Source organism: Streptomyces sp. TRM68416, from assembly GCF_014596915.1.
In the GTDB taxonomy this organism is placed as follows: domain Bacteria; phylum Actinomycetota; class Actinomycetes; order Streptomycetales; family Streptomycetaceae; genus Streptomyces.
On record NZ_JACVWU010000035.1, the window covers coordinates 60,199 to 83,155 of the forward strand.

Genomic DNA, 22,957 nt, shown 5'->3' on the forward strand with positions numbered 1-22,957 from the left:
CGTCAGTCCTTCACCAGCGGGGAGTAGCCAAGGGGCAGACCGGCCGCGAACACGGCGGCCTGGGCGCCGTAGGCGGGCCGCATCCGGATGCCGCGGGTCGCCTTGACCGCCCGGGCCATCTCCTGGCGGGCGGCGGGCAGGTCGGCGGTGCTGCGGGCTGTGACGGTCACCATCAGCGTCCAGTCGACGACCTGGGCGCCCGCGGCCACCTGGGCGGCGGCCTTCTCCGCCCGCTGGGAGTCGGCCCGCTGGCTCCACTTCGCGCGGCCCTTGACCTCGGCCGTCGCCTGCTCGCGCTGCCGGGCGTGGGAGATCTCGCGCTCCAGCACCGCCTCGCCCTCAAACGGGTCGAGCACGCGGTAGGCGATGGTGATGCGCCGCTGGTAGCGGCCGGGGGCCAGCAGCGGCAGCAGCACGGAGTAGGGGATGGGACGGCGCGGCATCTCCCGCAGCACCCAGCTCACCGACACCCCGCCGTCGTGGGCGTAGGTCTCCCAGTCGTCGTCGGCGGCCTGCGGCCCGCACTCCGACCACGACAGATCGGCGAACTCCGCGTCGCGGGCGTTGAAGACCTCCGGGTCGTAGGCGCTGCGGACGATCCGGCGCAGGTCGACGTCGCTGGCCCTGCGCTCGATGTCCGTGCCCGTGCCGGACAGGTCCAGGGAGTCCACCACCCGCAGCGCCTCGGCCACCTGCTCGGCCAGGCCCTCCGGCGGGTTGGCGGACGCGTTCGGGTCCACCGTGACGCTCATCCACGGCGCCACGCTCGCGGTGGCGTGCGGGGTCGTGCGCACCAGGTCGGCGACGACCTGCTTCGCCAGCGCGGGCGCGCCCGGGTCCGTGCGGGCCTTCACGTCATCCCCGAGCGCCTCTCCGGCGCCGGGGGTGATCTGAATGGTCACGCTCGCCCCCTTGACCTGGTCGTCCGTGCTCATCGCGTCCAGCACGGACGACCAGGTGCGCAGGCTGCTCTGCACCGCCGCGGTGGGCGCCATGAGGCTGCCGCCCGGCGCGAGCAGAGTGGTGACCGTCATGTGGCCGGTCGCCCGGTCGTGGACGACACCGACGGGCCGCCCGCTGGTCGGGTCGTGGGCCCTGATCAGGGTGCTGCTCGCGCCGACGCCGGGGAGGTCCAGGGCATACGGGTGGGGCAGCAGCAGCCGCCGGTAGGAGGTGGCGTCGAAGCGCGCCGCCCGCTTCCAGGCGACCTTGGCCCAGTAGTAGGACAGGGCGGACATGCCGTGGCGGCGGGCGGCGGCCAGTGCGAAGAAGGCGAACGTCAGCGGCAGGGTGACCAGCAGCGACAACGGCATCTGATTGGCGATCAGGCCGTCCGCGGTCAGCACGGCGGCCGCGATCATCGTCGCGGTCCGCGACAGGCCGCCGAAGCCGAAGCTGCGGCGGGCCCGGAAGCCGTCGACCATCAAGGCCTGCGGCACTTCATGGGCTGTCACTGCTGGTTCCCCCCGCTCATCTGGTCACTGGCGCCCTGGACGGTGTCGTTGACGCCGTCCAGGACCTGGATACCGGCAGCGGCCACGCCCGCACCGGCGGTGGCCCGGCCCGGCGTAGCACCGCCCGCGGCCCCTGGGGTGGTGCCGCTCGTGCCAGCCCCGGACGGGGTACCGGCGGCCGCTGCCGCGTCGCCGCCCGGGGCGCCCTGGGCGCCGGTCTGCCCGGGCACGCGGGATCCGGCCGCGTTGCGGGCGGCCTGCGCCTGGGCGTCGCCCCGGCCGCCGTCCTGTCCGGCAGCTCCGTCGCCGCCCTGGCCCTGGCTGCGCATCTGCCGCTCGACGTAGCGGGAGTGGGTCACGGCGTCCGTCGGGCCGTCACCTCCGTCGCTGTCGGCCTCGCCGCCGTTGCTGTCCTTCTGCTTCTTCTTGCCGGCGAAGTAGCCCGCGGCTGCCGACAGTCCGCTGGCGGCTCCGCCTGTGCTCAGTCCCCCGCCGACCGCCGCCCCGAAGGGAGCGAAGATCTTGGTGAGCGGCCCCGGTGCCAGGATCGCCAGGATCAGCGTCGCGCAGCCGCGCAGCCATTCGGCCAGGGTCTTCGAGTGTCCGAACTCGGCGAACCCGGTGCAGATGATCACGGCCAGGATGGGCTTGTAGGCGATCACCACACACACAGCGGTGATCAGCTTGGGCGCCCACTGGCGGGTGGTGTCCCCGCCGGTCCGGCCGCCGCCGGCCACCGGCAGCAGCAGGCACAGGATGGGGATGGCGGACTGCCGCAGGAACACCAGGATCAGCTGGATGAACCCGATCAGCAGCAGGACGCCGACGACGCAGGCCATCGTGATGGGGTTGGAGATCGAGGCGGGCACCAGGACGGCCACGATCGTCTCGTAGGCCTTCCCGTCGTCCTTGAACGTGGCGTTGACCAGCCCGGCCGTCATGGCGTCCCCGGCGGCCAGCAGCAGCGCGACCATGCCGACGCCGAGGGCCGAGAGGAACAGGTTCTCCACCCACCCCAGCGCCGCCCTGCCCAGGTGCTTGCTCTGGCCGGTCAGGGCCATCTTGCCCAGCTGCCACATCGCCCCGGCGGTGGCGATGACCAGCCCGAGCCAGGTGAGCATGCCTGCCAGCGTGGCGTCCCGCCCGAACAGGCCGGTGGCCTCCAGATCCAGCGACGGCCCCAGCAGGGCCACCGTCAGAACCTTCTTGATGATCCACCTGACCGCGTCGGCGGCCGACTCGACGATGTCGCCGAGGATGCTCTCCCAGACCGCCTTCCACGGCTCCTTCATCGACTTCTCGGCGGCGTCACCGATCTCCTGGCACAGATCCGAGCCGGTGATGCTGCCGCTGCCCCCGCCGGGTATGCCGGGCAGCACGTCCAGAATCGAGCTGGACCCCACCCGGCATCCGATCTCGATCGGGTCGCCGGGACCGGGAAGCGCTGCCGCGGGGGCCGGTACGGACAGCGCCAGCCCGAGCACCGCCACCAGCGTGAGCAGCAGGGCGGCCAGCCGACGTCTCACGACGCCTCACGGATGGCGGTCCACCCTGCCCGGTTGAAGGCCTCGTCGCCCGGCGCGGCCATCTCCGGCTCCTCACCGGCCTTCTGCTGGCCCTCGGCCACCGCCGGTCCGGACAGCTTCCAGTCGCCGCCGGTCCATGCCGCACCGGACAGGGTGCGCGTGTACGAGCCGGACTCCTTCACCGTCTCGCCGCCCTTTTGCACCGTCCGGGTCAGCAGCCACACGCTGACCCGGTCGCCGGACTCGGCGATGACCTTGTAGCCCACCACGGTGGCGCGCATGTAGGCGCCGGCCGGCAGCGGCTCGCCGACCGGCACGCCCAGACTCTTGTGCAGCTGCTTGTCCGTCTGCACCGCACGCAGCTCGACGGTCTCGGCGGCCTCGTCGCTCTGGTCGGCCTCGGCGACGTAGGAGCGGTAGAGCCGCACCTGCTCGTCGACCGCGTCGCGCTCCGGCCCGATACGGACCGTGTTGGCGGCCGCCATCATCGCCACCGCGCCCTCGGTGCTCTTCGGGAACCCGACCGGGCTGCCGTGGTCGTCGGTGCGCTTCCCCCGCGGAAGCGCGGCCCACGAGTCCGGCTCGGTCCACTGCTCCGGCGGCGCGTACGTCGCCGACGGGCCCGGGGAGGCGGACGCGCTCGCGCTCGATCCGCCCTTGCCCGGCGCGTCCGTGTCCTCGTCGCCGCCGCCGAGCACCGCGACACCCGTGAGGGCGAGCAGGGCGGCGAGCGCAATGCCCGCGGCCCAGGTGCCCTTGGTGTTCCATGTCCCCCTGGTGCGTCCCACGCCCGCCGCCTAGCCCGCGATGCCGTTGAGGATGGCGATGAGCGAGCTGGACAAGATCACTGCCGCGGCTCCCCCGCCCATCCACTTGAAGGGCTCACTGCCGTTGTTGTTCCGGCTCTTGTCGGAGACGGCGAGCTTGAACACGCCGAAGCCGACCCCGCCCACTCCGGCCAGGACGATCAGCCACAGCCCGTACCCGAAAATCTCGGCCACGGGGCCGTCCATCCCCGGGATGGGCGTGGGCTTCGCTCCCGGGATGAGCGCCGCAAGGTTCGCCATGGTGTTCATTTCCCTTCGATCGTGCGCCGCAGCCTGGCGGCCGCGGCCTGGACGTCCTTGTATTCCAGGGCCTCGTCAGGGCCCTTAACGGCACGCAGCACCGGCAGGTACGGCAGACGCGCGACACCGGCCAGGCGCCCCTCCAGGGCCCGGACCGTGAACCGGGCGTCCTGCACGGGACGCACGGGAGCATCGGACACCCACACCAGCCACGGCTTGGGCAGCGGCCCCCAGCGCAGCAGGGTCTCCTCCAGGCGCGTCACGCCGTACACCGTCGTATCGGTCACCAGCACCGGCACGGTCCCGTAGGGCAGAACCTCCCCCGGCGCCAGGACGCGGGCCTGCGTGCCGCCGGCGCCGTGGTCGAGCATGGCGGCAACCGTCGCCACTGCAATGCCGTTTCCGTCCACGGGCATCAGCGCGTACCGGAGCACAACCGGTGTGCCGGTGCCCGGGGTTGTAATCACCGGTTGGGTGGTCAAGGCCGCAACTCCCCCTGTGTGCCTGTTGCTTAAGTCACGATATTGGGTTCTTGGGACCACTGAGGCTAGCGTGAACCCCTGTCAACACAGGGTGTTCTTTTCGCGCAGCCGGAGGTCAGGTCACCGATGTCGCTCTACGGCAATGCGCGGCAATGCGGGCTTCGCCCACAAAGAAGTGGTTGTAGCAAGAAAGCAGCCCGCTCCCCCGGCCGGACCCCCGCCACCCGGCCCGCCGCCGCATCCGCACCCATCAGCCACACCCCGAACCGCCCACGGCCCTCAAAACGCCCTCAAATTCACCAAACGAAATGAACAGGGCGGCATTTCGCTGCGCGAAGCCCCCTCACGCCAGACCGTCACCGACCCTACGCGAACCGTGATCTCGGGCACGGACCGGGCCCACCCAATGGAGGCGCACACACCGAACAGCTCGTGATCTAGTACGGCAACACGACTGGCACAACAGCAAAGAGAGAACACACGGGGGGAAAGCGCGTGAAGGTGCTCGCTGGAGCTGCCGCCGCGACGATAGGACTCGTCCTGCTGGTGACGCTCGCCGTCATGGGCGTGGTGATCGCCGACGACAACGCCTCGGCCGACGAAGCGACCGACGGGGGCAAAGGCCTGCAAGGCGTCCCCGCCGAGTACCGCGGATGGATCCTCAAGGCAGACCGGGCCTGCACCGAGCCCGCCATGACGCCGTCCCTGCTGGCCGCACAGCTCTACCAGGAGAGCAGATTCCAGCCCACGGCCGAAAGCCACGCCGGCGCGCAGGGACCGGCCCAGTTCATGCCCGGCACCTGGGCCACCTGGGGCCGGGACGACGACGGCAACGGCGAAGCCTCCCCCTGGGACATCGGCGACGCCGTCATGGCACAGGGCCGCATGATGTGCTCCCTGCTCAAGCAGGCCAAGTCCTCCGGCTACAGCGGCGACATCCGCGCCCTGGCCCTGGCCGGATACAACGCCGGATGGGGCGCCGTCGAGCAGTACCAGGGCGTCCCGCCCTACGCCGAGACGCAGCACTACGTAGAGATCATCCTCTCCACCATGCCGCGCTTCGAGGGCCCCGGCCTGCTGGAGGTCTCCGGGTCCGGCACCGGCGCGGACGCCCTGCGCAAGGCCGCCACCCAGATCGGCACCCCCTACGCATGGGGCGGCGGCGGCCCCCAGGGCCCCTCCACCGGGTTCTGCGACGGCACCAACGGCTACCTGGGCGGCCGGTGCTCCGCATCCAGCACGGTCGGCTTCGACTGCTCCAGCCTCGTCCAGTACGCCTACTGGCCCAAGACGAAACTGCCGCGCACCGCGGCCGCGCAGTACGGCGCCACCTCCCACCGCCCCGTCTCCCGCAACGACCTCAAACCCGGCGACCTGCTTTTCTGGTCGCGCGGCGGAAGCGCCGCCATCTACCACGTCGCGATCTACGCAGGCGACGGCAACGTCCTGCACGCACCGCGCACCGGCCGCACCGTGGAAGTCGCCCCCCTGACCTCGGCCATGCCACAGGGAGACTACGTCGGCGCCACCCGCCCCTGAACGCAACGGAAGCGGCGTGCGGGGCCCTTGCCCCTGGAAGACTGAAGTCGACCGGTTCGGGCAGTGGAGAGAGGCACCGTGGGACTGAAGATCCGCATCCGCGCTCGCCGCAGGATGCTCACTCTGGAGGCTGGCAGGCTCTCGCCGCGCCCGCAATCCCCCGAGGGGGTAGCCCTTGCGCCGCACACTGCCGAACTGGCGGCCCTGCTGACGAGCGGCCTGGGCACCAGCGTGCGCCTCAGCCGCGTCGCGGCGCTCAGTGCCACAGCCGTTCATGTGGTCGACCGAGACGGCGACGTGCTGTGCAACTACGGCATCGCGCCAAGGGACGAGGACGGACCGCCGTCGTGCCCCATCACGGTCGCCCTGGTCAAGGACGACCCGGATCAGCCCATCGACCTCTACCTCGAACCGGTGCCGGGCACGCCCGTCACGTACGAGGGCAATCTCGCCCTGTTCCCCGCCGAAGCCGCCGCTCGCCTGACGCGCCACTACGCGCCAGCACTGACAGCCCCGGCCAGCCGTCCCTGACCTCTCCGGCCGAGGGTCTTCAGAACCTATCTCTGCCCCTGGGACTGTTGGTGCAGACCGATACCTTGGGGGCTCTTGAGGAGGCACCGAGTGAACATGGCTATTGCTCACGCACAGATCCGCGCTAATCCAGCCTTTCGCCGGCGGAGGAGCATCCGCCAGGTGCTGGCAGGTGCCATCCACCCCAACACCATCAGGGATGGCAGCACCACGGTTTACACGGTGCGACTCCCGGACGGCACGACGCGCCTGGGGCGCATCCTGCAAGCGCATCAGCTCTGGACACAGGAGCGGGACCCGCACTCCATCCCTTTCCCAGTCGAGAACCCACTCCCGCTTCCCGGGCACCGAGTCGGCTACCTCGCGCTCGTCCTTACCGCGCGGAATCCCAGTGCCGAAGATTGCGCTGCGCTTCGCGCCGAGCCGTGGCCTTCCACGCCTTCCACAGAGCACCCGGACGCGTTCTGGGCCCGTCCCCTGCGGGCCCAGCGCGACATCGTGGATATCTGGTCGCAGGCCCTGTCCCAGCAGGGCGGCCGACTGCGACTATCCGTCGCAGACCCCCACCGTATTTGCGAGTAAGCCAGTCGCTGAGATCTCGAACCAAGCGCCCCCACCGGGGCGCACGTACAAGATCAGCAAAGGTTCAAAGATGGGTTCTCAGCGCGGTCATCAGACTCGCTTCAAACAAGTCTGCGGCACCTGGCCTCCGCGCACGATCTGCCACAGGTTTCCGCCACGGCCGCACTTGGTGTAGGCCGGTCCGCTCTCGGTACGCGCCACAGCGGCATAGCACGAGGTGACCACGTCCCCGCGGTACAGGTAGCGGACAACGCGGGAGTCGGGCCGGGCAACCAGCTGGTTCGCCGCGGGCTTGCGGACCGCGACCTTCTTCCACGTGACCTCCCACTTGGCGGTGCACGAAGCCGCCTTCGCAGCCTCTGGCACCGTCACGGCCTCGCCGACCAACGCGGCCGCCGCAACGGCCGGAACCAGGATCATCACCCATCGCTTCATGCCCCATGCAACCCCGGTCCCTTCCGCCCGGGCACGGCCGCCCGGCGACAACCACCCCGCCGGGCGACCACACCTCCCAGGCGCCTACCGGGTCTTGCCCCGGGCCGAAGCAGGCCCGGCCTGCCGGTGCGGAGCCGCCGCCGACTCGGTAGGCGCCGCCGCCTTGGAAGCGGACGCCTTAGTAGGGCCCACGCTCGGCGACGTCGCCCGGGCCGCCGCCGTGCTCACCTTCGACCCCGGCCCCGCCGGCGTACCGACGGGCTTGCGCAGCGCGTCGTTGACGGCCTGGACCAGTCGCCGCCCCACCTGCGACTGCGGACCTTCCTGCCATGAGGTGTCCTTCGACAGCCGGGCAAGGTGCTCCGCGACCGGCTGCCCCTTGCTCTCCATGTCGGCCATCCGCGCGGCCACCAGCGGCCACTGACGCGCCGACATCAGCAGGTCCGCCTCCCGCTCCGCGCCGGGCATCGCCTCGCGCACCATGCGCGCGAACTTCTGGTTCTCCGAGGGCGAGATCGACAGTTGCCGAAGGGCCCGCTCCCGGTCCCCCAGGTCGAGATCCTTGGGGATGTCCAGGCCGACCGTCAGCGGCCCGTACGACAGCGTCGCGTCCCGGCTCGTGGTCGGCACCTCCGCCGCCGCGAGCACCTTGGCGACCGCCTGGTCGACGCCGACGCCCTCCTCGTGCGCGGCCGCGAGGATCGCCCGCACGTCGACTCCGCGCTCGTTCAGCGTCGCCATCGTCCGGGCCATCTCCGGCCACGCCGGGGAGGACAGGATCGCCTCCCGTACCGGTCCCGCCGGAAGCGTCTCCCGCAGCGCCTTCGCCCACTCCTCGGTGCCCTCGCGCCTGACCTTCTCGGCGTTCGCCGCGACCTGATCCCGCACCGTCACGGTGATCTCGCCGACGCGCGGCAGCATCGTCTCCAGGTCGACCCCGGCCCGCTTAAGCGCCGTGAGCTGTTGGGCGAGCTGGGGCCAGTCGGCTCCCTCCAGCAACGCCGCGGCGATGTCATCCGGGAGGAACTTCTTGACCTCCTCTGAAGCCTCCGCCGCCGCCTTCTCAGCGTCCGGGAGTTCGTCCTCCTTCCCGGCCTTCTTCTGCTGCTGACGGCGCACCGCATCCGCGATGGCCATGACCAGACGGAACGCCATCACGGAGGTCTGCACCGCCTCGGCGGCGGCCTCCGCAAAGGCCTCCCCGGGCCGCTCCTCCGGCGTCGGCATCGTCATGTTCGCTCCCCTCGTTACCGGGCCCGTCGCGGGCCCTTGCGCTGCTCGTCACCCGGCGGCCGACGTGTCGGTCCGGGCGCCCCCGTCTTGCGCGGCCCACCGGTGCGGCCAGTGCCGCCCGTGGACGTCGGCGACGGGCTCTTGCCGGTGGCCGTCGCCGTCTCGCCGCGCTGACGACTCCACCCGTCCAGACGCCATGTAAGCACTTCGGCCACCGAGTCCGCTGAGGTCAACTCCCTTCGCGCGGCGACCGCGGCGAGGACCTCGACCGGGTCGTCCCCTGCCTTCTCGACTGCGGCCAGTCTGGTGCGGAGCGCAGGCCACGCCGGGTCCGCGAGCACCGCCCGCGCATGCTCGGGGACCGCCTCCTGGAGCACGCCCGCCATCGGCCTCTCCCCCGAAACTGCCGGAGTCCGGCGGACCCCCGAGGGGCGATTCGCCGTGCGCTTCGAGCGCGGCCGGAAGTCACGCGCCGCGCTCACGCCGGCGGTCACCTCGACCGCTTCGCGCAACAGTCGACCGGCCCGCCCGGAGGCCTCCGCCTGGGCACGGTGTTCCTGCGCCAGGTGCCAGCGACGGGAGGCCTCGATCGCGGTCACCAGGGCGAGCAGAAAGCCGAGCGCGGCGACCGTGTCACTGCGCCCGGCAGCCGCCGCCGACTGGGACAGCAACTGCGTCGACTCCCGGTAGAGGCTGCGCGCCTGCCCCTCCAGCGCACGGTCTCCCGGCACGCGCGAGGCACGCTCGAACTCGTACGCCGCGTCCCGCAACCGGTCGCGCACCATGCGCGGCGAGATCACCGCGGCGATGACGATGAGGTCGCCGAGCGCGGCGACGTCCCCGGCCCCCTCGTGCAGTCCACCCGCACCGAGTTGGTCCGCGGCCGCGCGCACGCGCCGCTCCGCCTCCTGCCACATCTCCGCCGGCGCGACCGTCGGCACGGACACCGGCGTCGTCCAGCGTTCCCGCACGCGCGGCAGAGACAGATCGGAGGCAAGCCGGGCGCCGGGGAAGAACACCGCGCGCTGCCCGCCGTCGCGGTCGCCGGGCATCGCGACGGAGTACCCGGTGATGTTCCCGTCCGGGGCGACGCGCTTGTTCACCCGGACTCCGGCGGCGGTGAGCCGGGCGAAGAAGTCGTCCTCGCTCGTGGCTGCGGCTGCGGCCTGGCGAACGGTCCGCTGGAGTGTCGCGCGTACCGGCTCCGAGAGTCCGCGCCGGGTCGCCTTCTCCTGCTCTCCGGTCTTCGGCCACTTCCGCGCGGTCTTGTCGCCGTGCTTCAACCGGCGCAGCCCAAACTCGACCTCGAAGTTCCGCGCGGCCGCGTGCATGTTCGGGATGTCCTGCCGCAGTCGCGGTTGCCGACCGTCTTGCCGGGCCTGCGTCGCGACGATGTGGATGTGGTCGTCCGCGTGCCGGATCGCGACCCACCGACAGCCCTGGTCGTCGCCGTGCTTGGCGATGCCGGCGGCGTGCATCATCTCGCGGGCAACCCGCGCCCATTCCTCGTCCGTCAGGAGCCGGTCCTCGGGCGCGTTGCGCACCGCGACGTGATAGACGTGCTTGGCCGGTCGCTTGCCGAGCAGGGCGTACACCGGGGCATCCAGGATGAGCGCCAGGTCGGCGATCGTCATGTGCGGCGAGCGCGCCGGGTCCTCGACAAAGGGGTCGTCCCAGGAAGCGACCATGTGTGGGTTGGTGTGCTCGTCGCGCTTGCCCGGGCCGTACAGGTAGTCCAGCAGTCCCCATGTGTCCGTGCCGTCCCGCGCCTTCTTCGGCATCATGCGCGTGGCCGCCGCTCGCGCATCACCTGGCGCGTCGCCTCGTCCATGCGCTGGATCGTCTTGAGGATCGCATCCAGCGTGGCCGCGAGCTGGTCACCGGTCACGGTACCGTCGGCGTTCAGGGCCTTCGCAATCTGGTTCACGTTGTTGCCGATACGTGAGGCCTGGTTGCGGGCCTGGATGAGTTCGGCGATGAGGTCGCGGGCGTCGACCGAGACGGGCACGACCTTCTCCTTGGCCACCTTCAGGGCGGTGTCGCCGACCCATGCGGCGAGGGCCTGGTTGGCGCGGGCGGCGGCCTCGCGGATGATCGTCAGCTCGGCTTCGGTGTAGGAGACCTTGAGACGGTTCTTCTTGTCACGCGGGCCGTCGGCATCGCGTTCGCGGTAACGCGCGGAGGTTCGGCGCTGGCCGTCCGCTGCTGGCTCTGCCACAGCACCCCCTTTCCACCTCCCGGTCCGTGCTCGGACCAAATCACCGGCCGCCACCCTAGTGGGCGAAAGGCCGATGATCACGCAAAGTGGGCCCACTTTGCACTAACTCGCTTCCGGTGGCTAAGGCCATCCGGAAGCGCACACGGTGCACGCTGCAACCCGTCAAAAACCCCCACGGCCTGCGGTGATGGGCACGCCCCCGCAGCCGCTGTCCGGGCGGTGCCAGTACGATCACGGCATGGCGAGTGCACACGACTTCATGCAGAAGATGAGGGAAGCGCAGGCGGCCCGCGAGAAGGCCTTCGAGCCGCTGGCGGAGATCCTGGGGAAGCGCGAGGAACTTCAGCGCCAGTTGGCGGAGCTGGACGCGCCATACGCCGAGGCGTTCGTCGCCGCGGAGGCAGCGGGCTGGACGGCCGAGGAGCTGAAGGCGATCGGCGCCGAGGAACCGGCGAAGCGTCCGAAGGGGCGCCCGCGTTCCCGGCGGTCGACGGCAAAGAAGACGACACCGGAGGCTTCCGCGCCGGAGTCGTCGGTGCCCTCCTCGGCGGCTTCGATCCCCGGGCAGGACGGCGCCGGGGAGGCCGCCACGGCGGCCGCCGGAAGCCTCTCCGGCTGACCACGACGATCGAAGGGAGAAGGGCCCCGCTGTGCGGGGCCCTTCGCGTTGTGCACACATCCCTCCCCGGCCTCTCCAGTGTCCGGCCGGGCTCCTCCGCATCAAGGTCGTACGTCCACTCCTCGCCGCGTCGCTCGTTCCTCCCGCCGCGCCTGCGGTGCGGGCGCTCCACCTTGACGCTCCGTCCCCCGGCCTACGGAAGGGCCTTGACGGGGAGGGGAGGAAGAGGGTCGGCGCCCCGGGGTCCGGCGGGCGGCTGGGGCCGTCCCGCGAGTGCGGCCTGGAGGGTGGGGCGATCCAGAATTCTGGAACACGCAACGGTGCCCCGGAACCCTCACGGGTGGGTATCCGGGGCACCGTTTCCGGCCGCTGCCCGCGACGGGGGTGGCGCGGGCAGCGGGGTTCGGGGAGCGGGCTACGGCCCGCTGGTACGGCGGGCGCTCACAGGTCGCCCGCCGCGATCATCTCCTTGCGGGTGCGGCGCACGGTGAGCTTGCGCGGCTCCTCCGCCGGCCACTCCGGTCCGCCACCGTGCGGCTTGCGGAGCCAGACGACTCCGCCGCGGATGTCGGTCACGACGGCCCGCGTCTGACCCTCCATTACCTCGTCGCCGACCGACGGCATGGTCTCGGTCTCGGTCATCGGGTCACCTTCATCTCTGCCCACACGCGCTTGCCCCACGGACGCAGTCCGCTGCCCATCAGGTCGTACCCCCAGCGGTCCGCCATCTCCTCGACCAGGGCGAGCCCGCGGCCGCCGGGCTCCTCCGCTCCGGCCTCGCGCAGCTCCGGCAGATGCCGGGGATCGCGGTCGACCACGGCCACGTAGACCCGGTCCTTGTCGCGGCGGTTGATGATGATGCGGACGCGCTCACCGCTGGCGTGCCGAACAGCGTTGGCGACCAGCTCCGTCAGCAGCAGCGCCGCACCGTCCCACGCGTCGTCCATGTCCCAGGCACACAGGGCCTTACGGGCTAAGCGTCGCGCCTTCAGTGCCGTGTCGGGAGTGCGCGTCATCGTCTCGCTATAGCCGGGGCATTCCGCCTCGTCGTCAGGTGTGGTGGTCATGTCGGGCATCGCCGGGCCTCGGGGGTAGCGGATGGTCGAGACACGACCGTAAAAGCCGAAGGGGGTAGCGACAGGTACAGTCGCTACCCCCTTGCGGAGGGGTACAGGTTGTACCCCTAGGCGGCCACACCGAGTTGACGCGCGAGGCCGCGGGCGTCGTCCCGGATGATCGCGCTGCCGTTCTCCGCCAACTCCGCCGCCGCGCCGCGTGCGAACAGGTTGAAGGACGCGGTCTCCGCGCTCGCCTCGTACGCCTTCTTCAGCAGGTGCACGACCGCCACCGACTCCCCCGCGAGGCTGTACGCGCGGGCCGTCTCGATGATGTGGAAGCTTCGACGGGTGGCGCTCTGCATCGAGCCGAGGTCGATGTGCGTGGCCGCGTCGACCGCCGCGCCGGACCGCACCAGGTCGTTGTTCATGGTGATCGCGTACGCGTCGACCATGCCCCGGCCGAACATCAGCCAGGGGTGCACGTAGGCGTCGCCGAGTCGCTTGGCGGCGGAGTCGGCGCGGTCCCAGTGCCGTTCGGCGTTGCCCTTCTGGCCGACCTTGGCGAACGACAGGGCGGCGGCCAGGTGCAGCAGTCCGCCGAGCGCGATGTCCTCCGGCCCGCGCTCCGGATCGAGCAGCCGGATCGACTTCATGGCAAGGTCGACGCGCGCCTCGTGCCGCTCTCCGGCGTCGCGGAAGACGTGGTTGAGGTACCACGCGGAGGCCGCCATGGCGCGCGGGCTGTCGGCGTCCTGAGCCATCGTCATGGACCGGTCGCCCGTGAGCATCACCAGCTCGGGCGCGGGCTGGAAGCTCAGGTAGAGCTGGGCCAAGTGGTAGCCCTGCGCGAGCAGCACCTGGGACCGGCGCCGGTCGGCGCCTTCGTGGGTGCGGGCCGCGTGCTGGAGGTCGGCGAGCAGGGAGGGCAGCACGTTGGCGATACGGCTGCGGTGGTCGCCGAATCCGTGCCACGCCTGCCACGCGTTCTGTACGCGGGTGGCGAGCGCTGCCGCCGGCGCGGGCTCCTCGTCCCGGGTGAGCAGGTCGTAGGTCGTCAGGGACTCCTTCACTCGCAGCAGTGAAGGATGGGCGGCCTTGGTGTAGGTGGCGGCCGCGATACGTTCGTCGCCGGTGAGGGCGGCGAGGTCGTCCACGCCGAGGGACTCCGCGAGGCGCAGGAGTAGCGGCAGGCGTGGCATGCCGAGTCGGTCACTCTCGATTGCCTTGACCCATTCCGTGCTGCGGCCGACCAGACCGGCGAGCACCGGTCGCGTCTGGCCCTTCCGTTCGCGTTCTCGTCGGACCCGCTGGCCGAACGTGAGGGGCGGGCCATTTTCAGCGTCGTGCGTCATGATGGACTCCGTTCTGACGTCGCACTCAGGACGGTACCGGTGCGCGAGCATCCGGGGACACCGGTCTCGGGTCGAGTACCCGAAGGGGACCGGAAAGCCCCGGCGGGCCGCTGATCTCCAGCGGCCCGCCGGGGCTTCGTCGTGAGGGTGGGTCAGGCTGCGGGGAACAGTTCCAGTTGCTCGATCGCCCGGTCTTCGGTGCGCGGGGCGGGCACTGGCGCCGGGTCGGTGTCGGCGGCCTGCTCGTCCAGCCGGTAGAGCGTGGCTTGGTAGCTGGCCGTCGGCTCGTACCAGTCCTCGCCCTGGACGGCGGCGGAGACGGCGGCCCCCATGAAGGGGCTCACCGGGTCGGCGATCATCTGGGCGATGTTCCGCACGCCGCGGGCGTTCTTGCGGGTCGGGATGTAGGTCCACGGGTAGTCCCGGGGGAAGCCGACCAGAACGCCGAGTTCGGGGGCGGTGATGGTGTTGACGCCCTCACCCTGGGGGACGTGCGCGGGGCGGAACTTGATGCCGTACCAGGGGGCGGTGACGCACGGGCCGACGTCGTTGAGCGGGAACGATCCGCCGCCCTTGGGCTTTCCCGTCTCGGGGTTGATGCCGCGCTTGCCGCGGGTGTCGGCCCACCAGTCGGGCGGGAGGTTGAGTGCGGTCGCGACGGTCACCTTCGGCAGGGCGGGGCGGCCCTGGTAGGGCTCGATCCGGCGGTCGAGTTCCGGCGTCCAGTCGGGCAGGGCCCCGGTGCGCTTGAGGACGTGTGCCCACATCGCGCGGGCCGCCTTGTCGCCGTCCACCTCGTCCGCGTATCGGGGCCAGCCGTAGCGGGTGGCGACCATCCACGCGCGCTCGCGGTGGGTGGCCGCGCCGAAATCGGCGGCGTCGGCGACCTGCCACGAGCACCAGGCCCAACCGAACCCCTCGACGGAGGTGATCTCGGACTGGATCGCCTCGGCCAGGGCCGGGGACTGCTTGAGCAGGTTGGCGCTCTGCTCCATCGTGATGGAGATCAGCGGGGCGCCGATCTGGACGAGGCACATCGGCCAGATCAGCATCTCGGCCATGAGTGCCGTACGGTCGTCGCTCACGACGCTGGCCGCCCACTTGCGGAAGTCATCGGGGCTCATGCAGGGGGGCAGGTGGCCGCCGCCGCACAGCTCGCCCCAGCGGTCGGCGTCGGGGTGGTCCTCCATGCCGTCCAGGACGTCGCCGAAGTAGCCGTGGGGGCCGCCGTAGAGGCTGCACAGGTCGTCCACTTCCAGGAAGCCGAAGGCCTCGCTCGCCTGCCACATGATGGACTGGAGCTGAGCGACCTCGTCGGCGTTCCACCCGGCGCGCTTGCCCGCGCCGGAGAGGGTCTGGCACGGCGGGGAGCCGTGGACGCGGCGCACGCCCCGCAGGACCGGGTGGCGGGGGTCGAGCGTGCGGACGTCCGCCTCGACCACCCAGTGACCGGCGGCCCGGGCGGTCGCCGCGGCGTCGCGGTTCCACTCGATCAGGACCCAGTCGCCGCCGTTGTCCACGAGGTTGCGACCGGCGGACATGCCGCCCGGGCCGCCGAACAGCTCGATGCCGCGCTCCGGGTCGCCCTCGGCCCACGGCCTGGCCCAGTGCGGCGGGTAGGGGAAGGCGAAGTCGGTGCAGGCCTGGCAGTCGGCGCACTCGGTGCCGGTGCCGCAGACGATGCAGTCGGCGCACGTCCAGCCGTCCCACTCCAGCACCGCTGGCCGGAAGCCGTTCGCGTACGGGCGGCCGTCCTCGTCCAGCGCCGGTTCGGGGGCGGCGTCGCGCACAGGGGTGCTCACCATGACCGTCCTTGATCGTTGAGGTTTCTCGGTGTGGGGCCCGGGGCCCGGTGGCCGGTTGGGGATTCCCGCCCCCTTCCGACGTAGACAATACTCTCAAGTTTTAGGGCGCGAGTCAACTCCCGACACCTCACAAAAGCGCAGGTCAGAGGGCTTTTTGAAGAGGTTTCCGGGGTCGCTCACCACCCTTCCGGCGGCGCCGTACGACGGGCCGGTCGGGGGGCTCCCTCCTCGGTCGGGCAGGCACAGCCGACCGCGGGCCGTGTCGGGGTGCCAGGCTCGCCGAAGGCGACCGCGTAGCGGCTCGGCCTGGCGGCCCGGCGCGGACTGTGGTCCCCTTCGGGGGCCCGTCCGGGGAGGGAGCCCCCCGACCCCACCCACCGATCCCCCCCCACCGGCCCGCAGTTCGCCGCGCTCCCCCCACCCCCTCCGAGGGAGGGCCAGGGGTGTGGGGGCGGAGCCCCCGCTGTCTGGACCGGTGCGCGCCGACCGGCCGCACCACGAACTCACCTCTTAAGAGGGGAAATTGCGGCGGATCGGCGGCAGGCACGGCGACGGCCCGCGCTCCTCGCGGGTGGCGGGGTGCGCGGGCCGGTGTCGGGCGTGGTGCCTACTGCTGGGTCTGCTTGCGGGCCTGGGTGATGACCCGCTTCCAGGTGTCGACAGACTGGCCGTGGCGCTCGGCGAGGGCGGCGGCCACCTCGCCGGCCTTCCGGTCGGGCATCGCGGCCAGCGCCTCGGCGGCCAGCCGGACGCGCGGGTCGGGCGCCTTCGCCGCACGCTTCTTGGGGTCGGGGCCGGGCGGGCGACCGCCCTTGGTGCCGAACCCGCTGGCCGGGTCGTCGGCGAACGTCCAGAGCTGGGCCCGGGTGCGGTACTCGCGGGTGCGGGTGGCCAGTTCCTCGACGTGGACCGGGTCGGGCCACTCCGGCGGCGGGTTCTTGGTGTACTGGGTGATCCGGGCCGGGTCGACGCCGAGCACGCGGGCCTGCCCCGCCGGCGGGAGCTGCTCGTCCGGGTCGCCGCTGCGGTCGACGCGGGACAGGTCCCGGGGCCGTTCGCGGTGCTGGGCGAACCACGCGTCCCACTCCTCCAGGTCCCAGTGCATGACGCCGTCGATCTCGCGGGCGTCGGGGTGGCCGTTGCCTCGGCGGTCGCGCCACAGCCTCTTCAGCGTGGTGCCGCCGTAGCCGCTGTGCTCGATCAGGTCCTCTCGATTCGCCCACTGGCGGCCGTCGTCGGCGGTCTTCACGGGTGTGCTCCTGGTGGTCTCGGTCGTGGATACGATGGTGACTGGTTCGGTTATGGGTCTGTTGAGGGCCCTCGGTGGCCGGACCGCACGGCCCGGCGGGATTCCCACGCTTTTGCGCCCCGCCGGGCCGCTCGACGTCCGGCTCCGGGTGGCCCGGCCGCTTGTCAGAACAGGGTGTACTGCACCTCGTCCGCGGGCTCGGGGGCACGGCGGCCCTGGCGCGGGAGGGCACTCCGGTCCGTCCGCGCGGCGCTGTCCGCCTCCGCCGGTTCCGGCTCGGGCTTCGCCGCGGCCGACTGCTTCGCCCGCCGCCGGCGCCGGGCGGGTCCGTCGGGGGCCGGGCCGTCCTTGGCGCACGGGCACCGGCACCACCACACGCACGGCGCGCCGTCGGGCCGCAGGATGAACTTGGCGACGCCCCGCCCGCGGGTGTCGTGCACCCAGTCGGTGTTGTCGTCCACGTGCGGTCCGCCCTCCTGGCGGTGGACGCACAGGTCGCAGCGCCTCGCCAGGCAGTTCCAGCAGGTGCCGCGCTCGCACGTCGACCAACGCCAGAAGCCGAACGGGTACTTGCGGTCGATCTCCGTCATGAACTCGGGCCACACCCGCTCTCGGACCCACGCCCCCTCGTCCTCGCTCATCGGCGAGGGGTTGGGCACCGGGTCGATGATGCCCATGATCAAGCCGCCCTGGAAGTTCAGGAGGGCGGTGCCCCGTACGATCTCGTGCTCCTCGCGCGTGAGCGTGCGCTGCGGGCGGCGGATGACGTGGTCCATGCTGCGATCCTTCGCGGATTGAGGGATTCGGTGTGGTGTGCGGCCCCGGCGGGGGAGCGGGATTCCCGCCCCGCTCCCCCGCCGGTCACGGCCGGTCAACTCCGGGCGCGCTCGATGATCGCCCGCAGGCTGATCGACTTCTTGAACTGGTGGCCCATCTCGGCCTCGGCCTCGGCGTACTCCTCGAACAGCTCCGGGTTGAGCTGGGCACTGCGCACGAGGTCGTCGGTGTGCGCGAGCGGGCAGGCCCGGCAGCTCAGCCGCCGCATACCTTGGTCGTAGGCTTCGTGGTGCTCGATGCCGTTCTTCCGGTGGGTCTCCCACACCTGCTCGGTGGTGAGCCGGTGAATCGGGAGCCACGTCGTCACGACCCGCAGCGTGCCCTTGCCGGTCATGCGGTTCAGCTCGATCTCGGGCTTCTTGGCACGGGCCCGGGATTCCTCGGCTCGCATGCCCATCGCGTATCCGGCGCGGATCGGGCGCCCCAGCTTCAGCTCATCGCCGACTTCGTCCACGTAGTCCCGGCCGACCGCGGTCTTTGTGTCGCTCGTGCAGTAGCGCGCGAAGTGCCCGGGCCAGTTGCCGTGCGAGCGAATCCGCTGCCAGAGCGACTTCCACCGCTTGCTGCGGCGGACGGCGAACGGGACGCCGTACTGCTCGGCGTGCGCGCGGGCGACTTCGAGCGCGCCGGGCCACTCGACCAGGTGCCCCTTCTCGGTGCGACCGAGGTCGCAGTGCAGCACGCGGACCTTGTGGAGCTGGCCCGCCTTGTCGGCCTGGGAGCACACCTCGTGCACGGTGGCACCGGAGTCCTTGCCGCCGCTGTCGCCGACGATGACGACGTCATGGGCGTCGAAATCGAACTCGGCGGGCGGCGCGGCCGGCGCGGCGGGCGGCGCGGCGAACAGTTCCATCTGGGCGGCGGCGCATCCGGTGCCGCACGGCGGGGTGAAGGGCTTCCTCGTCACGGTCGTCTCCTGGTTGAGGCTGCTCGGTGTGGTGCTCGGGCCCGGCCGGGGGAGCGGGATTCCCGCCCCGCTCCCCCGGCCTGTTGCGGCCGGTCAGTCGCCGGTCCGGTCGGTCCGGGCGTAGTTGTGGAAGTCGTCGCTGACCGGGAACTCGGTCGGCTCGGTGACGGGCGCGCACACCCAGGTGTCCAGCGGGCCAGGCGTCTCCTGCTGGCCGCTGAGCCACCGGTGGATGTCGGGCTGCACCTCGAAGAGGTCGCCGTCCTCGCCCTCGGCGTAGAACTCGGAGTTGCCGCCGAACCCGTACTCGTCCGCGTACTCCCACACGCAGACCAGGTACGGGCCGCCCTCGTCGTAGATGCGGCCGAAGACGGTGCGGATGCCATCGGCGCTGTAGCCGTCCTCGAACCGGCCGTGCAGGTCGGCGATCTCGCTGAGCACGTCCGGCGCGGCGTCCGTGCCGGTCTCGCCTTCGGCGGCCGGGGCGGGCGGCTCTTGGTTCTCGTGCTCGCCGCCATGCGCGACGATCAGCTCGCGCACGGCCTCGACCGGCACGTCCCCGTAGGTCGTCTCGCCCGAGCCGCCGGTCAGCCAGTCCTCCCACGGGTCTTCGTTCTCCCAGGCCTCCGTGTCGGGGGCGGTCAGGCCCGGGTACAGGAAGACGCTCTCCGCCCAGTCGGCGCCGGGGCTGATCACGAGGGTGAGCATGTGGCCGTCGGCGAGGCGGATGCCGTCGAAGACGCCGTTGGTCCCGTCGGCCGCGAGGCGGTCGAGTCGCGGAGTGCTGGTCATCGTTGCTGTTCCTTCGGTTGAGGTGGTTCGGTGTGGGCTCGGGGCCCGGCGCCGGGAGAGGATTCCCGCCCCCTTCCAGCGTAGACAATACTCTCAAGTTTTAGGGTCCGGGTCAAGCTGATTCGCAGCTCAGACCCCCTCCTCCGGCCCGCCGCTCGTGCGGCGGGCCGGGATGGATGGCGCGTCAGCCGTGGGAGAACTGGGCGAGGTCGGCACGCTTGGCGTGCAGGGCGAACACGGCCTCCAGCAGGGCCAGGGCGACCGTCTCGGTGGCGGCTGCGGCGAGGTGGCTGTGCAGGGTGTTCAGCGCGGCCACAAGCTGGGCGTCCTCGTCGGCGAGGCTCCAGCCGGTCAGGCAGGGGCGGGCCGGGACCGTCAACGGGCGGCGGTCCAGGGCGTGGGTGACGTACTGCCCGAAGCCCACGGGGAAGCCGGTGCCCGGAGTCTCGGCGGCGGTGGCCTCGGCATCGGCCAGGGCGAGCCGGGCGCTCTCGCAGATGCCGCCCGGGCGGGTCGGCTCCTCCTCGTAGAGCGACAGGGTGACGATGTCGAGCAGCTCGGCGACGTTGATCAGCTCGCGGCCGTTCCAGGCGGAGGCGACCAGGGTGCGGCGGCGGGCGATGTCGGCGAGCGTGGCGGCCCGGACGGCGGCGGCGCGGGCGGGTTCGGTCGGCTCGAACATGTGGGTGTCCCTTCCGGGGAGTTGAGGCTTCTCGGCGTGCCCCGGGCGGCGGCGGGATTCCCGCCCCGCCGGCGCCCGGGCGGTCTGGTGCGGCCGGTGCCGCCGGGCCCGGGGAGATCCGGGCCCGGCAGGCGACGGGCTACTTCTGGTAGGCGGGGATCAGTGCGCGGACCTTGTCCTCGCCGATGCATCCGCCTTCGTGGCGGTGGGCGGACGGCGGGTTGCCGTTGCGCCCGCGGTGGTGGCTCCAGTAGCGGACGCCGGACCAGCCGCACAGCTCGCACAGCAGGTACCACGGGTTGTCCGACCCCGGGAAACCATGGAGCACGGCCCGCCAACGGTGCTCGGTCAGACCGGCGAACGCGGTCTTCGCGCCCTCGATGTTGCGCGCGCTGGCGGGCATCCGCGGGTGCAGCAGGGGCACCGGGCCGTTCAGCGGCTGGGACGCCTCGGCGAGCAGCAGGTCCAGCGCGACGGCCGTGACGCGCCCGGCGGCGTACTCCTCGGCGAGGTACGCGGCGGCCATGTCGATGCCCTTGGTGCCCTTGGGCGGGCGGCGGAGGTTGTGCTCGCCCTCGCTGGTGACGACCAGCCAGTCACGGTGCCAGCGGTAGGCCTGCCCGATGACCCGGCCCTCTCCGATGATCACGGGGTAGCGGCACTCGATGTCCGGCTCTCCGATGCGGGTCGTCAGGGTGGTGGCGCTCATGGTTGTGCTCCTTGTTGAGGTTCTTCGGTGGGCCCGGGCTTGGTGAGGGAGCGGGATTCCCGCCCCGCTCCCCCACCCCCGGCGGGAGGTCTTACGGGCGGCAGTCGGCCGCGGAGTGGGCGGTGCAGCCGTCGGGGCAGGCGTGGACTCGCTCGTTCTTCACGAGGGCCCGGACGGCGAGGGCACCTTGGGCGCGGCGCTCGATGCCGCCGTTGCCGTGGATCAGCTCGGCGCGCAGTGCCCTTCCACTGGCCTTGCCGACCTGGATCGTGCCGAAGGAGCCGTGCTTGCCGCCCGCGTTGAGGGTGATCCGGCGGACGCCTCGGTAGGTGCCGCCGTCGGCCGCGCGCAGTCCCTTGCTCTCGGCGAGGCGGATGATGCCGACGGTGTACGGCGTGAGGCCGGTGAGGTCGAGCGGTGCGGGTTCGCCGGTCGGCGCAGGCTCGGCGGGCTGGTTGCACGGGCGGGCAGCGTCGGCGGCCACGGACTCGGCCAGGCGGGCATGCCTCCAGTGCAGGGCGAACGCGGCCTTGAGGTACCCCACGGTCACGCCGTCCCTGGACAGGCGCTTCAGCCGCAGGTGGCCGTGGATCACATGGAGCCGGGCGAACAGGTCCCCCTCCTGTGCGATCAGCGCGGGCCCGGCATCCTCGCCAGGAAGCAGCGACAGGGGAAGGTCGACGTCGTTGCCGAACACGGGGGCGGTGACGTACTGCGTGAACCGGGGCGGGAAGCCGATCGCGGGGTTGTCGGCGGCGATCGTGTCGGCGGTGCGGAGCGCGTGCGAGGCGTCCCAGTCCATCGTGTTCGTGATCACGACGCCGTCCCAGGTGCCGGGTTCGTCGGTCTCCAGCGAGAGCGCTGCGTTGTCCAGCAGGGCGGCGATCTCCAGCAGGGCGGCGCGTCCGTCGGCGTTCAGGATGGCGCGCGGGTTCGCGAAGCGGGTGCGGGCGATGGCGGCGATGGTGCGGGCGCGGTGGGCCGCAGCGCGGGCGTGGGGTGTGGCGCTCATGATCGTGCTCCTTGTTGAGGTGGTTCGGTGGCCGGGCCCTGCGAGCGGGCGGGGATTCCCGCCCCCGCCCGCTCGCGGGGTGTGATGACCGGTCAGAGCTGTTCGGCGGCGGCGAGCTGCATCTGGAAGATCTGCCAGTCCGGGCCGCCCTTGGCGTGGACGAGACCGGCGTACAGCAGCACCGCCTCGTCGCCGGTGAGGGCGCGGACGCCGCGCTCGGCGAGGAAGGCGTCGATGGCCTCCAGCGGCTCGTCGGCGTAGCGGAAGTTGCCGGTCAGGCCGTGGATGCCGCTGGGCTCGCCGTCCTTCCAGAGCTGGACGGAGAAGGACCGCTGCACCCGGTCGTAGACCGGCCGCAGCTCGGCGTAGACCGGCTCGATCGCCTCAAGGTCGTTGACCGGCAGGCGGGTGATGTTGGTGAGGTCCAGCATGGATGTGCCTTTCGTTGAGATTTCTCGGTGCGGGCCCGGGGCCCTGCCGGGAGGGGATTCCCACCCCCTTCCGACGTAGACAATACTCTCAAGTTTTGGGCCGTAGGTCAACTCTCGACACACCAAAAACCGCAGGTCAGAGGCATTCCCGAAGAGAATTCCGAGGAGAATTCCGGCACCTCGGCGGGCCCTGGAATTCCCCGGCGGAACGCCGCACGACGGGCCGGTCGGGGGGTTCCCTCCGCGGTGGGGCAGGCGCAGCCGACCGCGGGCCGTGTCGGGGTGCCAGGCTCGCGCTTGCGCGACCGCGTAGCGGCTTGGCCTGGCGGCCCGGCGCGGGCTGTGGTCCCCTCCGGGGGCCCCGTCGCGGAGGGAACCCCCCCCCCCCCCCCCCCCCCCCCCCCCCCCCCCGCGGGCCACAGAAAAAAACGGCCCCC

24 protein-coding genes are annotated in these 22,957 nt (G+C 71.8%); 3 read left to right on the forward strand and 21 right to left on the reverse strand.

Translation table 11 applies throughout. From position 1 onward, the window contains the following. Positions 1 to 2 precede the first annotated feature (2 nt). From ICC28_RS37040 to ICC28_RS37060, 5 genes are read right to left on the reverse strand one after another with little or no spacing between them, the layout of a single operon-like run. Positions 3 to 1,454 carry an SCO6880 family protein gene (locus tag ICC28_RS37040; protein WP_317454164.1) on the reverse strand — a complete coding sequence of 484 codons (1,452 nt, stop codon included), beginning with the start codon at positions 1,452 to 1,454 and terminating at the stop codon, positions 3 to 5. Further along, positions 1,451 to 2,980, reverse strand: coding sequence for a hypothetical protein (locus tag ICC28_RS37045; protein WP_188293239.1), 1,530 nt, complete (start codon positions 2,978 to 2,980; stop codon positions 1,451 to 1,453). Before ICC28_RS37045 ends, ICC28_RS37040 begins: the two co-directional genes overlap by 4 nt. After that, complete coding sequence (locus ICC28_RS37050) at positions 2,977 to 3,768, reverse strand: hypothetical protein (RefSeq protein WP_188293240.1); 792 nt, start codon at positions 3,766 to 3,768, stop codon at positions 2,977 to 2,979. The genes ICC28_RS37045 and ICC28_RS37050 overlap by 4 nt, the downstream gene beginning before the upstream one ends. A 9-nt stretch (positions 3,769 to 3,777) precedes the next feature. After that, positions 3,778 to 4,047 (reverse strand): hypothetical protein, encoded by a 270-nt coding sequence (locus ICC28_RS37055; protein WP_223190496.1) that lies wholly within the window; start codon positions 4,045 to 4,047, stop codon positions 3,778 to 3,780. 5 nt (positions 4,048 to 4,052) lie between these two features. After that, entirely contained in the window at positions 4,053 to 4,529 is a 477-nt protein-coding gene (locus ICC28_RS37060; RefSeq protein ID WP_188293242.1) for a hypothetical protein, read from the reverse strand. 495 nt (positions 4,530 to 5,024) lie between these two features. Between ICC28_RS37060 and ICC28_RS37065 the strand changes: the two genes are divergently transcribed. Both ICC28_RS37065 and ICC28_RS37070 read left to right on the forward strand, forming a co-directional pair. After that, complete coding sequence (locus tag ICC28_RS37065) at positions 5,025 to 6,068, forward strand: NlpC/P60 family protein (RefSeq protein ID WP_317454165.1); 1,044 nt, start codon at positions 5,025 to 5,027, stop codon at positions 6,066 to 6,068. Between the two features lie 78 nt (positions 6,069 to 6,146). Beyond that, the gene (locus ICC28_RS37070) at positions 6,147 to 6,599 is read left to right on the forward strand and encodes a hypothetical protein (protein ID WP_188293243.1); all 453 of its coding nucleotides are present in this window, start codon (positions 6,147 to 6,149) and stop codon (positions 6,597 to 6,599) included. 672 nt (positions 6,600 to 7,271) lie between these two features. Here the strand turns inward: ICC28_RS37070 and ICC28_RS37075 are convergent. From ICC28_RS37075 to mobC, 4 genes are all read right to left on the reverse strand, one after another. Continuing rightward, complete coding sequence (locus ICC28_RS37075; protein ID WP_223190498.1) at positions 7,272 to 7,616, reverse strand: hypothetical protein; 345 nt, start codon at positions 7,614 to 7,616, stop codon at positions 7,272 to 7,274. An 84-nt stretch (positions 7,617 to 7,700) separates the two neighbouring features. Further along, positions 7,701 to 8,849, reverse strand: coding sequence for a hypothetical protein (locus tag ICC28_RS37080; RefSeq protein ID WP_188293244.1), 1,149 nt, complete (start codon positions 8,847 to 8,849; stop codon positions 7,701 to 7,703). Between the two features lie 14 nt (positions 8,850 to 8,863). Continuing rightward, entirely contained in the window at positions 8,864 to 10,633 is a 1,770-nt protein-coding gene (locus ICC28_RS37085) for a relaxase/mobilization nuclease domain-containing protein (protein ID WP_188293245.1), read from the reverse strand. After that, positions 10,630 to 11,067 (reverse strand): plasmid mobilization relaxosome protein MobC, encoded by a 438-nt coding sequence (gene mobC / locus ICC28_RS37090; RefSeq protein WP_188293246.1) that lies wholly within the window; start codon positions 11,065 to 11,067, stop codon positions 10,630 to 10,632. The genes ICC28_RS37085 and mobC overlap by 4 nt, the downstream gene beginning before the upstream one ends. A 238-nt stretch (positions 11,068 to 11,305) precedes the next feature. Here mobC and ICC28_RS37095 point away from each other — a divergent pair, with 238 nt between their 5' ends. Continuing rightward, positions 11,306 to 11,686, forward strand: a complete 381-nt coding sequence (locus ICC28_RS37095; RefSeq protein ID WP_188293247.1) for a hypothetical protein — start codon at positions 11,306 to 11,308, stop codon at positions 11,684 to 11,686. 441 nt (positions 11,687 to 12,127) lie between these two features. On the opposite strand, the gene ICC28_RS37100 is transcribed toward ICC28_RS37095, so the two are convergent. The 12 genes from ICC28_RS37100 to ICC28_RS37155 all read right to left on the reverse strand — a co-directional run bounded on the left by ICC28_RS37100 (position 12,128) and on the right by ICC28_RS37155 (position 22,520). Continuing rightward, a complete protein-coding gene (locus ICC28_RS37100) occupies positions 12,128 to 12,328 on the reverse strand; it encodes a hypothetical protein (protein ID WP_188293248.1) in 201 nt (66 codons plus the stop codon). Beyond that, positions 12,325 to 12,753, reverse strand: coding sequence for an ATP-binding protein (locus tag ICC28_RS37105; RefSeq protein WP_188293249.1), 429 nt, complete (start codon positions 12,751 to 12,753; stop codon positions 12,325 to 12,327). The genes ICC28_RS37100 and ICC28_RS37105 overlap by 4 nt, the downstream gene beginning before the upstream one ends. 116 nt (positions 12,754 to 12,869) lie before the next feature. Continuing rightward, positions 12,870 to 14,096, reverse strand: coding sequence for a multiprotein-bridging factor 1 family protein (locus ICC28_RS37110; protein WP_188293250.1), 1,227 nt, complete (start codon positions 14,094 to 14,096; stop codon positions 12,870 to 12,872). Positions 14,097 to 14,248: 152 nt separating this feature from the next. Continuing rightward, positions 14,249 to 15,901 (reverse strand): DNA cytosine methyltransferase, encoded by a 1,653-nt coding sequence (locus tag ICC28_RS37115; RefSeq protein ID WP_188293251.1) that lies wholly within the window; start codon positions 15,899 to 15,901, stop codon positions 14,249 to 14,251. A gap of 607 nt (positions 15,902 to 16,508) precedes the next feature. After that, entirely contained in the window at positions 16,509 to 17,150 is a 642-nt protein-coding gene (locus tag ICC28_RS37120; protein WP_188293252.1) for a hypothetical protein, read from the reverse strand. A 164-nt stretch (positions 17,151 to 17,314) separates the two neighbouring features. Continuing rightward, complete coding sequence (locus ICC28_RS37125; RefSeq protein ID WP_188293253.1) at positions 17,315 to 17,926, reverse strand: DUF6248 family natural product biosynthesis protein; 612 nt, start codon at positions 17,924 to 17,926, stop codon at positions 17,315 to 17,317. A 95-nt stretch (positions 17,927 to 18,021) separates the two neighbouring features. Next, positions 18,022 to 18,894: a phosphoadenosine phosphosulfate reductase family protein gene (locus ICC28_RS37130; RefSeq protein ID WP_188293254.1), complete on the reverse strand. Its 873-nt coding sequence runs from the start codon at positions 18,892 to 18,894 to the stop codon at positions 18,022 to 18,024. Positions 18,895 to 18,987: 93 nt separating this feature from the next. After that, complete coding sequence (locus tag ICC28_RS37135) at positions 18,988 to 19,686, reverse strand: hypothetical protein (protein ID WP_188293255.1); 699 nt, start codon at positions 19,684 to 19,686, stop codon at positions 18,988 to 18,990. Positions 19,687 to 19,870: 184 nt separating this feature from the next. Next, on the reverse strand, positions 19,871 to 20,368 hold the full coding sequence (locus ICC28_RS37140) for a hypothetical protein (protein WP_188293256.1): 498 nt from the start codon (positions 20,366 to 20,368) through the stop codon (positions 19,871 to 19,873). Positions 20,369 to 20,507: 139 nt separating this feature from the next. Next, positions 20,508 to 21,077 (reverse strand): hypothetical protein, encoded by a 570-nt coding sequence (locus ICC28_RS37145; RefSeq protein ID WP_223190499.1) that lies wholly within the window; start codon positions 21,075 to 21,077, stop codon positions 20,508 to 20,510. Positions 21,078 to 21,168: 91 nt separating this feature from the next. Then, positions 21,169 to 22,089, reverse strand: coding sequence for a hypothetical protein (locus ICC28_RS37150; RefSeq protein ID WP_188293257.1), 921 nt, complete (start codon positions 22,087 to 22,089; stop codon positions 21,169 to 21,171). A gap of 92 nt (positions 22,090 to 22,181) precedes the next feature. After that, on the reverse strand, positions 22,182 to 22,520 hold the full coding sequence (locus ICC28_RS37155; RefSeq protein WP_223190501.1) for a hypothetical protein: 339 nt from the start codon (positions 22,518 to 22,520) through the stop codon (positions 22,182 to 22,184). Positions 22,521 to 22,957 lie beyond the last annotated feature (437 nt).